The sequence below is a fragment of the Dolichospermum sp. LEGE 00246 genome, from assembly GCF_015207865.1.
Classification (GTDB): Bacteria; Cyanobacteriota; Cyanobacteriia; order Cyanobacteriales; family Nostocaceae; genus Dolichospermum; species Dolichospermum heterosporum.
In genome coordinates this window covers 1-8697 of the sequence record NZ_JADEWA010000218.1, presented here as the reverse complement: position 1 = coordinate 8697, position 8697 = coordinate 1, and the positions used below count along the sequence as shown (strand labels likewise).

4 protein-coding genes and 1 pseudogene are annotated in these 8697 nt (G+C 40.1%); 2 read left to right on the top strand and 3 right to left on the bottom strand.

Annotation, left to right across the window (positions count from 1 at the left end; genetic code table 11):
* Both IQ228_RS14970 and IQ228_RS14965 read right to left on the bottom strand, forming a co-directional pair.
* Positions 1-1951 (bottom strand): DUF4347 domain-containing protein (locus IQ228_RS14970; RefSeq protein WP_193963351.1); only part of this gene is annotated, 1951 nt, incomplete at its 3' end.
* A gap of 763 nt (positions 1952-2714) precedes the next feature.
* A complete protein-coding gene (locus IQ228_RS14965; RefSeq protein WP_193963350.1) occupies positions 2715-4907 on the bottom strand; it encodes a cation:proton antiporter in 2193 nt (730 codons plus the stop codon).
* Positions 4908-5439: 532 nt separating this feature from the next.
* Between IQ228_RS14965 and IQ228_RS14960 the strand changes: the two genes are divergently transcribed.
* Positions 5440-7134, top strand: coding sequence for an ABC-F family ATP-binding cassette domain-containing protein (locus tag IQ228_RS14960; RefSeq protein WP_027401786.1), 1695 nt, complete (start codon positions 5440-5442; stop codon positions 7132-7134).
* Positions 7135-7433: 299 nt separating this feature from the next.
* Here IQ228_RS14960 and IQ228_RS14955 read toward each other — a convergent pair.
* Positions 7434-8001: pseudogene (locus tag IQ228_RS14955) on the bottom strand (Uma2 family endonuclease).
* A 277-nt stretch (positions 8002-8278) separates the two neighbouring features.
* Here IQ228_RS14955 and IQ228_RS14950 point away from each other — a divergent pair.
* The coding region (locus tag IQ228_RS14950) for an AAA family ATPase (protein ID WP_193963349.1) at positions 8279-8697 on the top strand (419 nt) is incomplete at its 3' end.

The window sequence follows — 8697 nt, the reverse complement described above, 5'->3', positions numbered from 1 at the left end:
CACCCGAAGCATTAACATTATCATTCCCTGTCGTATTATTGCCTCGGTAGTAGAAATTCTCAATTCCCGTAATAGTTCCCCCGGCTGAAGTTGTGCCGTTATTGGGGTCACTGTAGTTAACGGTTGTACCTGTTGCTAGTCCATAGAGGGTGAGTGAGTCAGTTCCTGCACCTCCAATAATTACGTCTGCTTCGGCATTCTCTGAGAAGCCATCATCACCCGCACCCCCGTCTAAAGTATCATTACCCGCTTCACCATAGAGGTTATCATTCCCCCCTAACCCTGAGAGAGCATCATTACCTGTTCCTCCATAGAGATGATCTTGATTGGTGTCACCCCCTTGCAGACTGTCATCTCCGGCTTCTCCATACAGTTGGTTATATCCCGTTGCACTACCAATGACCGTATCATTGCCTGCACCCGCATAGATTTCATTTTGCCAATAGCCATTGTAATCTGTAGCGGAAACGTTGATATTATCGTTCCCTGAACCTGTTATGAGTCGAGTTCTTTCTATTCCTTGGAAGACTGTGCCGTTATTTGACCCACCTGTGATACTGCCATTATTGACATTGGTATAGATAATGGTGGTGTCGGCTGTGTCGTTACGGTTGTCAATATCCAGAAAGTCGTTGCCATTTCCCCCAATGATGCTATCTGCACCTGTTCCTGGAGAGAAATTATTATCCCCAGAAGTGCCAACAAAGTTATTATCTTCATTGCCTCCGGTAAAATTCTGCATCTCAACGGCAAGAACATTCCCATTGAGGCTAATAAATCCGCGATCGTCCTCCGCTTTCAACTGACCTAACTCTGCATCAGACAGACTTTCCCTTTGTACCAACGCTGAAAAAATCGCCCCTTCATCCCCCTGACTATCTGCACTATTGAGCAAACTATCAACCTTGTGACCAATTTCCTCCAAAAGTAAGCCCACCAGAGGTTCAATGGAGATTGCTTCACTACCGTTAGCAATGGCACTCAGAAACGCCTCAGACAGATAAATCCGATTGGTAGAGACGGCATACGCCCCATTCGCCCCATTCAACTGTGCCGACGAGAGGAATTCAATAGTTGGAATAACGTTAAAATCCTGATTCTGCCAAGCCTGTGCCAAACTTAAAGCTGTTTCAACCTCAAAACTTTCCCCAAATGCCAAACGCATCTTATCTATGAATCCCGGATTGGTGGCAAATTTCCTGAGATATTGCTGTACCTCTTTTACTACAATGCCATTGACATTGGTTAAATAGTTGGGATTAGAACCACCATTACCAAGATTAATTAATTCAAGTGCTAAAATGCCACTGTATGCTGCTAATACTTCTGGATGGAAAGCTACGGATTTTTTGCCATCTGTAACGGGAAAACTCACCTCTAACTCCCAATTTCCGCCTAAAGCTGCATTGCCTGTTTTTGTTGCCGATGCCCTAATACTTGCTTTTGTAATCTGATGTAACTTGCGAATAAATTCTTCTCCAGCATCTCCAGCAGCCACATTACACCCATAAAGTAAAATGCTATTGCTTTGCCAATGCTGTAATAAATCAGCATATTTACTGATACTATCTAAATTAAGTTGACTATTTCCTAAATACAAACATCCCGGCGCACCGTGAGAAACGATATGAATGGTGGTAATTTCGGGATGCTGTCGTAAAACTGCGGTGATTTGTTTGATACCGTCTTGATTGGGGTTAAGAGCGATCGCTTCTACCCCCTCTGCAACTCCCGCCTGTAGAGTTTGATAATCGGAAACAGATGGATCAATAAAGACAACTATTCCTGAATCTTCTTTTGCCTTAAATCCCACATTCCTCACCCCATTCGCCCAAGCACCCTGTAAACCTTCTGGTGATGTACCAAACGCCAGTATCATCTTTTCACGAAAATCCGGTCTTTGAGCAAACTGCTGAAGCCGTTCCTCAGTATCTCGAATTGCTATTTGCACAACACCTAATAGATCATTATGGGTTAGCCCATTCAAGTTCAGTGTTTCAGAGGATTTGATTAGGATCATCGGTTTAACTGGGTGCTTGGTGTAGATATTGTCAGATTACCTGTAATTGACAATACACTAAAGCGTAAATACAAGCAAGTGTTACTTTGAACAAATTAATAATTGTTCACTGTAGTACCTAATCCCCATTACCCATTAAACATCTAAGTAGGTGAACACAATAAAACCAATCTGTGTAAAGAAACATAAAATCGCCCAAACCCTCTTCACTCTTGCCTTTTGCCTTGCCATAACGACAATTGGCTGATTCTATCTTCATTTCTCACTCCTGACTGGGCGCAGGCCCTGCGCCCCTACCTCCTATCCCTAAGTAGGGTTTGCTGATAGCGTAGCGTTAGCCATACTTCTAGTACACTGTGGCGTAAGTGAATGAACCATTCTAAATCCTCCAAAAGCCTATACTGTCTTCATTTTGACTTTTGACTTCCGCCTTGCGGTACTAGCCCTCACAGACAACTTTTTCAGCAAACCCTAATTAGGGCTTGCTAAATAAAGCTAAAATCATTTATTAATAAGGGTTTCGCGGATTTTTATCAGAAAAAAGTGCAAGGTTCTGGCTGATGGTGTCTCAAAATAGGTGCATTTTTCTTTGTCGGATTTGGAAAATTGAGGATATCCAGATCGTTGAAACTGTTAGAAAGTTCCCAGTTAAGAGTTCCCTGCCTTCACAGACAACTTATTCAGCAAACCCTAGTTAGGAATTATGAGTGATTTCTTGGGTGTTAACTGCTGGTAGGAGGGCGGTAAGGTGTGAGGTAACTTGACTGTAACGACGGGTAATGAGTAATGAAGAACGACATTGGATGGCGAGTTGATCTGTGTATCTTCCCAGGGTTTGGCGTTCAATTCCCCACAGACGGCTAGTACCAACAATGGTCAAATCAACATTTTCGGAGGCTGCAATTACGGCTTGGATTGGTTCTGGGGATGTAACGCTTTTGATTTCAATGCGATCGCGCACACTCTTTGGTAATCGCTCAATCATGGCGTTGAGTTCATAACTTAATTCTTCTTGGATGTGAGTGCCTTTAAAGACTTGTAAAACTTGTAAAATAGAAGTATCCCGATTAATCAGCATTCTCAGGGCGATAATTAATGCTAAATCGTCGTGGATGTTGGCGGAGTAGGGAACTAATAAACTTTCAATAGCGTTGCCTCCCTTATCTACAAACACGGCGACATCTACTGGTGTGGTACTGAGAATTTGTCCGACTCTTCCCCCTAACCGATTGTTGCTAAAAGCTGGACGATGCCAACCGACGAGAACTAAATCTGGTTGTTCAATTTTGGCTATCTGTGCTGTTTCTCTGGCGACATTGCTAGATATGCGAACTATAGGATGGATATAGGAGCGTGTTTCTGGTGGTTCTAGGGTGGCAATTAATTCTTCTAATTTTTGGCGACGTTCGGCAATAAGTCTGTCGGCTTCCGTTGGGGTACTTTCAAAACCATAGTCTTCTTCGAGTTCAATGAAGCTGAGGGGATAAACCACAGCAGGTTGTCGGTTATTAACAGCGATCGCCGTTGCTAACTGTAACAAACCTTTTTGGGTAGCGGGATTAGCCACTGGGACTAATATCCGATATTGGGTAATATAAGGTTCGCTGGGGACTGGTACGGCTTCTGCTGGGATTTCTGCTTCTGGTTCAACAACATCTAATCTGATCAGGCGTTTCGGATAGGTAAATTCCAACAATGGTGAAGTCATGAATGTTGTCACCAAAGCCATAATTACTAACATGGTGAAAAGTAAAGGTGTAATCACGCCTAACTCTAAACCAATATTCAAGACAATTAATTCAGTTAAACCGCGAGTATTCATCAACCAACCCAGGGCTGATGCTTCCCGTTTGTCAATGCCGCTGAATCTAGCTGCTACATAAGCACCAATATATTTACCGCCAATGGCTACTAATAAAATTAAGGCTGACAATAGCCATAAATGAGGACTGTTAAGTAAACCAATTTGGGTTTTTAAACCACTGTAGGCAAAGAAGATTGGTAACAAAAATATGAGGACAAAATCTTCAGTTTTAATCGCTAGTTCTCTGACTAACTCTTCATCTTTGGGCATGACTGCGCCTAATAAAAATGCCCCAAAAATTAGGTGAATACCGATAAATTCAGTAATTAAGGCGGAGGAGACAACCCCCATATAAATTACAGCCAGAACGAATTGACTCAACCGCCCAGCCCGACGATGATGTTTACTCAGACGTTGGAGAAACCATCGCCCAATTGTGAACATGAAGCCAATATAAGCAATACTTTCAATAATGGTGAGAATAGCTTGCCCGTCAATACTACCGTGACGAGCGACAGCGATCGCTACTGCTAAAATACACCAAGCTGTCACATCATCTACTGCCGCACAAGTTAAGGCTAATGTCCCCAAACGAGTTCCCTGTAAGTTATTTTCGGTGATAATTCTCGCCAACACCGGAAAGGCAGTAATTGACATTGCTGCCCCTAAAAACAAGGCAAAGGGGACAAAATTGACCTGGGTACTAGAAACTAAGGGATAAAGGACAAAAGATAATACAAAAGCCGAAGCAAAGGGAACAATAATACTGAGATTAGAAATAAGAATGGCAGTTTTTAAGTTACCACTCAGATATTTGGGATTTAATTCCAACCCAATCAGAAACATGAAAAATATTAGCCCAATTTGCGATAAAATATTCAAATAAGGCATGGTTTCTGGTGGAAACAGGCTATGAGCTAAACCAGGAGCAATTAAACCAAATAATGATGGACCAAGCATGATACCAGCGAAAATTTCGCCAATTACCAATGGTTGTTTAATTGCTTTGAATCCCAGTCCCACAAGTCGAGAGAGTCCAATCACAATTAATACTTCAACCAAAACGAGAATAACCGTGTGCATATTTTCCTCATTAACGATGATCCGAGTTGACTATGATAATTCTTGACAATGGTTTAAATTGTCAACCCAATTAGATATATTTTCGACTATTTTTATTAATCTAAGATGTTAATTATTGTTACTTTGTTATCTGGATAATCTCAAAAAATCAGTATTAATTTGTTGTTAAACTGTCAATAAACTTGAGAATTAGCAAGTATAAAACCTAAATCAAGAGAATCAAGTGGTCAGAACCTTTGATTAATAAATTATTTCCGCATAAAAGCTGACAATAAACCATAAATTCTTAAACAGTCCTCTGATTAAAAATTAGAAAAAATGTCTCAGGTGTAACCTAAAATACTTGCCGGCAAATCCTGTCTTTCTTATTCTGTCTTCTTCTGACAAAGGGCGCAGGCCCTGCGCCCCTACCTCCTGAATCGAGGAAAGAATTTAGGTTTATAGCCAAAAAATTGTAAATATGGCGTTAAATTTTGTTAAGATTAGAGACGGCGTTAGCTTTGCCCCCTGTCCCCTACCCACGAGACGCTTCATGCTGCGATTAGAACATATCAGTAAAATTTATCCTACAGGCGAAGTTCTTAAAGATGTCAACTGGGAAGTCAAACCAGGAGATCGTATTGGTTTAGTTGGTGTTAACGGTGCGGGAAAATCCACCCAATTGAAAATCATCTCTGGGGAGATTGAACCCACCGCTGGAGAAATTATTCGTCCCGCCAGTCTACATATAGCTTATCTTAACCAAGAATTTGAGGTTGACCCCACTCGTACAGTTAGAGAAGAATTTTGGACTGTATTTAAAGAAGCTAATGAAGTGCAGAAGGCTTTAGCTCATATCCCTCATGAGATGGAAACAGCTAATCCAGAAGAGTTAGATGAGCTAATTCATGAGTTAGATCGGTTACAGCGTCAGTTTGAAGCTTTGGATGGATATAACTTAGACTCACGGATTGGTAAGATATTACCAGAGATGGGATTTCAACTAGAAGATAGCGATCGCCTAGTTAGTGCCTTCTCCGGTGGTTGGCAAATGCGGATGAGTTTAGGCAAAATTCTCCTGCAAAAACCTGACTTATTACTACTGGACGAACCGACAAACCACCTAGATTTAGAAACCATTGAATGGTTAGAAAATTACCTCAGAGGTTTAATTACCCCAATGGTCATAGTTTCCCATGACCGGGAATTTTTAGATCGTCTGTGTAACCAAATCGTTGAAACTGAAAGAGGAGTTTCTAGTTCTTACCTGGGTAATTACTCATCCTACCTGCAACAAAAAGCCGAAAATCAGTACGCACAACTCAACGCTTACGAACGTCAACAAAAAGAATTAGAAAAACAACAGGCATTCGTAGAAAAATTCCGTGCCAGTGCTACTCGCAGTACCCAAGCGAAAAGTAGAGAAAAACTACTTGATAAAATTGAACGCATTGAAGCACCGACAGGAGGAATGAGAACCCTACATTTCCGTTTTCCTGATGCCACTCGTAGCGGTAGAGAAGTAGTAGAAATTAAGGACTTAACCCATATTTATGGGGATAAAATTCTGTTTTTATCCGCAAATCTGCTGGTGGAAAGAGGAGACAGAATTGCCTTCCTTGGTCCCAACGGTGCAGGTAAGTCCACACTGTTAAAAATTATGATGGGTGTTGAACCACCCACAGAAGGGATTGTGAAATTAGGTGATCACAACGTGATTCCTGGTTACTTTGAACAAAACCAAGCGGAAGCCTTGGATTTAAATAAAACCGTCATGCAAACCATCCATGACGAAGTTCCCAACTGGACAAACGAAGAAGTCCGCACATTGTTAGGCAGATTCTTATTTACTGGTGATACTGTATTTAAGAAAGTTGCGGCATTGAGTGGAGGTGAAAAGGCTCGATTAGCATTGGCAAAAATGCTATTACGTCCAGCCAATTTAATCATCCTGGATGAGCCTACTAATCACTTAGATATTCCGGCAAAGGAAATGATGGAAGAGGCTTTGCAAAACTATGATGGTACTGTCCTTGTAGTTTCCCACGACCGTTATTTTATCTCCCAAGTGGCTAACAAAATTGTCGAAATTCGTGATGGTGATTTTCATGTTTACTTAGGAGATTATCACTACTATCTCGATAAGAAAGCTGAGGAAAAAGAACTGGCGGAATTGGCAGCAGCAGAAGCCGCAAAAGCCGCTAAAAAAGCCGCTAAATCTGCCAAAGCTGGAGCAAAGCAGAAATAGGTAATCTCGGCAAATGGGTGACTGATTGTGTTTCTGGCTTTCTGTCACCTATTTTTTAATAATGATATTTTAAGAATTATGGAACGCAGATCAACGCAGATAAACACAGATAAATATGGATGATTATTTTTCTGTGCAGTCTCAGATAAAATTAGTATTACAAAAGAAATTAGGCGTTGCTGAATTGAGGTATGAAATTCCCAAATTTAACCTTTAAAACTCAAACCTCAGTGCGTCTTTGCGTCTTTGCGCCTTTGCGTGAGACTAAAATTCATATCCTAATTCAGCAACGCCAGAAATTACATAGCAACAATACTCCCGGATGTAAAGACTTGTTTTGCTGTTAATTGTAAGTTGGGAAAGTAGGAATCATTGTTTTGAAATAATCGCTTTTGATATTCGTCTTCTATTAATGTACAAATTGTAATTGTTGGCTGTTTGATTTTGCCGATATATTCTCTACCACCAATGCCTGAATAATCTACAATCCAATATTCAGGAACAGCTAATAGGGCGTAATCTTCAAGTTTGCGAGCATAATCATTTTGCCAGTTTGTGCTGACGACTTCAGCAATTAGTTTAATTGACTTTCCTGATGTAATTACAGGCTCTTGTTGCCATAATGGTTCATTGATTAGTTGTGTTTGGTCTAATACGATCACATCGGGACGAAAGGCTGTGTTTGTTCCCAATAGTTTGATCAATTTCTACATTCAGTTTTCGCCCAATTAAAGATGATACCTGTTCATGGGGTTCTGTTGGTTCGATCTCGATTAATTCCCCATCAATAAGTTCATAGCGATCGCTGTCGCCATACTGAGTAATAAATTCATTAACTGTAATTAGTTTTAGGGGTGATTGTACCATTATTATGTTTCTTGCTGATTAAATAAAGATTATTCTGGCAGCTTGGAAACTGCACTTTCTTACTTATTTGGCAATCAGATTAGATTAATAAAATAAACTGTCCAAACCTTTTTTACGGACTAAATGTAGTAATTTAAGAGCCGCGCCTGTAGGTCGTTTTTGCCCAATTTCCCATTTTTGAACGTTTAACTAAAGTATATCACTTGGTGCTATTATTGTTATAATCAATCCTTAGTCACCATAAAAACAACTCAAGAGCCAATTTACTTGCAAACAGATGTTATCTAAACTAAGAGTTCAACACTATAAAAGCCTTTTTGATACAGAAGTTGATTTAGAACCATTGACTGTATTCATCGGTCCTAATGGTTCTGGAAAATCGAATATTTGTGAAGCACTAGCTGTATTATCTGATTTTCTGCGAAAGCTGATAGATACTAAAAATAATAAGCAGATAATAACCCTATTTTCTGATTCTTTAAAAAGTTTAAGTAGAAATCAGCAGAATATTGAATCTAAATTCTGGCACGGAAAGCAAGATTATCTTTCCTTTGCTCTCACTTATCTGACAACAACAAAAACCACTGCTTATGACAAATATCAAGAAAATTTAGATATATCAGTTCATCTCGATTATCCTGAGCGAAAAATTAAAGTAGAAAATCTTGAAAAAAGTATAGATTTTATATGTAAAAC

Coding starts and splice junctions, on each gene's coding strand:
- IQ228_RS14965 (WP_193963350.1), bottom strand. CDS start 4,907: ATGCACACGGTTATTCTCGTTTTGGTTGAAGTATTAATTGTGATTGGA.
- IQ228_RS14960 (WP_027401786.1), top strand. CDS start 5,440: ATGCTGCGATTAGAACATATCAGTAAAATTTATCCTACAGGCGAAGTT.